This is a genomic window from Vibrio salilacus (assembly GCF_002811245.1).
GTDB classification, from domain to species: domain Bacteria; phylum Pseudomonadota; class Gammaproteobacteria; order Enterobacterales; family Vibrionaceae; genus Vibrio; species Vibrio salilacus.
Genome location: NZ_NIVQ01000054.1, coordinates 1 through 2245, shown reverse-complemented (window position 1 = coordinate 2245; position 2245 = coordinate 1). Strand labels below are relative to the sequence as shown.

The window sequence follows — 2245 nt, the reverse complement described above, 5'->3', positions numbered from 1 at the left end:
AGAGAGGGCGCTTGTTGAACGTTGGTCGGGTTGCCTCATTGGGCAGGGAAGTGGACTTACGTGTTTTATGTTCCGTGCATTTGGTGGCCAAGTGAGTTTTGTCGTGTGATTGGGCTCAGAAAATCCGGTCAAGAATGCAGTTCTTTGCCAAATAAATCAGTCATTTGTGGTAAAACATAACAAACAATTCAAGCAGACCCTCAACGCTTAGCACTTTTGGTTTGCGTTGAATTTCGTGTTTACGGCGTCATGCAGAAAGTCAGCCAGTGCATTTCGGGCTACTTAATTGGGCGTTAGGTGTAAGTGGTGCTCTGTGCACTTAACTGCTTTTTTTGTTATATTTTTGCGAAAAGTGTCATTAAGTGCTATCTTGGGGGCGTAATAGACAAATTAAGAATAAATGAAATGTTAATAGATTACTCCGTACAAAATTACTGCTCTTTTAACACCCGCCAAGAATTGAGCATGCTTGCGTCTACTTCAACTAAAGAAGAATGTGCTCTAAATAACTTGAAAGAAGTTAATGCATTTGGTGTTAAGAATGTGCTTAAGAGCTCCGCGATTTTTGGTGCTAATGGTTCTGGCAAAACTAACCTAGCTGAATCGTTGAAAAGGTTACAAATGCTTATATTGGGTTCTTTAGACTCAGTGGGTGATAGTGTGACGCACCAGATCCTTCCTTTCCTGCTCAAGGAAGATTATTTTGACGTACCATCTGAATTCGAAGTTACCTTTCTTGCTGAAGGGAATCTATACCGCTATGGAATTGCCATTTCTGAAGGTGAAATTGCTGAGGAGTGGCTATATTGGACAAAAAGTTCAAGAGAGACGCTCTTATTCCATAGGGACGGACAAACAGTTAACTATAACCAAAGATCATTTTCTGAAGCCAAGCTTTTTACAAAGCGAGATGGTGATACTTGGCTATTGGAAAAAACAAAAGAATTCGTTCCTTTTATCTCTGTTCTATCTCAATTTGATGGTGAAAAATCTAGTGTAGTTACAGATTGGTTTGCGAAGGTCAACATCATATCTGGGCTGACAGATAGAGGTTTTAAAGATTTTACTATTGGGCTTTTTGAAAAGGATAGCAATTTCAGGGAGTGGGCTGTTGAAATATTGAAATCTTTCCAAATCTACGATCTAAATGTAGTAGAAGTAGAGAAAAGCCTCCCATTGCCAAAAGGTAAAAATAGCCTAGAAAATGAGGAGCTTAATGATGCTCTATCTAAGTTGCAGGGCTATCTAGAGAATACGAAAGTAAAACAAAAGAAAGTTGATGTTGTAAAGTTAGATCAGAAAACAGGTGAGCATTACTCAATTCCTCTTAGTTTTGAATCAGAAGGTACTCAAAAGCTACTTTATCTCCTAGGCCCATTGTATGATGTTATCGTTAACGATGAAATATTATTTGTTGACGAATTTGATAATAAATTTCACACATTGCTGTGTAAGTTTATTATTGATTTATATAATAAAAATAACCATGGAAATAGTCAGTTGATAATAACTTGTCATGATACCAACCTTCTTACGAATGAATTGTTCCGTAGAGATCAAATTTGGTTTGTAGAAAAGAATGGTTCAAATGAAAGTGAGTTATATTCACTCGTTGAATATAAAGAGCACTATACAAGAAAAGATGATAGTTATAGCAAGGATTATTTATCAGGTAAGTATGGTGCTATTCCATTGTTTAGTTCTGTTGCTATTTTAGAGGAAATGCTAAATGGCAAAAGATAGAAGCAGGGGGAAGGTCAAAGCTCGCAAAGAGAATATACGAGAAGAGCGTAAGGTTTTAGTTAATCGCGAGTTATTAACATTTAGCTTTAAGTTCCTAGATCAGACACAGCCCAAAGGTAAAGAAGAAACTATAAGGTTATGGGAAGAAAAGGGGCTTTTGAAACCATTAGTTAATCGACTTAAGGAATTGTCTGTACTTACACGAGAAGAAGCATTTTCTCAGAAACAATTGAAGAATTATGGTGACTTTCCTCCCAATGACAAAACGGATTTCTTTCATCCTGCACATGTAGACAAAAATGTTGCTTGGGGCGTTATCGAAGGGATTGGAGGACTACCGAGAGTTGCTGGTTTTATTCAAGAAAGCACTTTCTATGTTGTATTTTTGGATAGTAATCACCGGTTTTGGATTTCTAGCTTCGGGCAATAACGTCGGTGGTATACACCTAACAAGAGACTATGGCGTCAAGAGTTAATTTTTGGCGCTGTTTGCATCCCACAT

Annotated in this window: 2 protein-coding genes; both read left to right on the top strand. The window is 37.5% G+C overall.

From position 1 onward, the window contains the following. Positions 1-405: 405 nt before the first annotated feature. A complete protein-coding gene (locus CDZ87_RS16535) occupies positions 406-1743 on the top strand; it encodes an AAA family ATPase (RefSeq protein WP_100754508.1) in 1338 nt (445 codons plus the stop codon). After that, on the top strand, positions 1730-2173 hold the full coding sequence (locus CDZ87_RS16530) for a hypothetical protein (RefSeq protein WP_100754507.1): 444 nt from the start codon (positions 1730-1732) through the stop codon (positions 2171-2173). The genes CDZ87_RS16535 and CDZ87_RS16530 overlap by 14 nt, the downstream gene beginning before the upstream one ends. Positions 2174-2245: the final 72 nt, after the last annotated feature.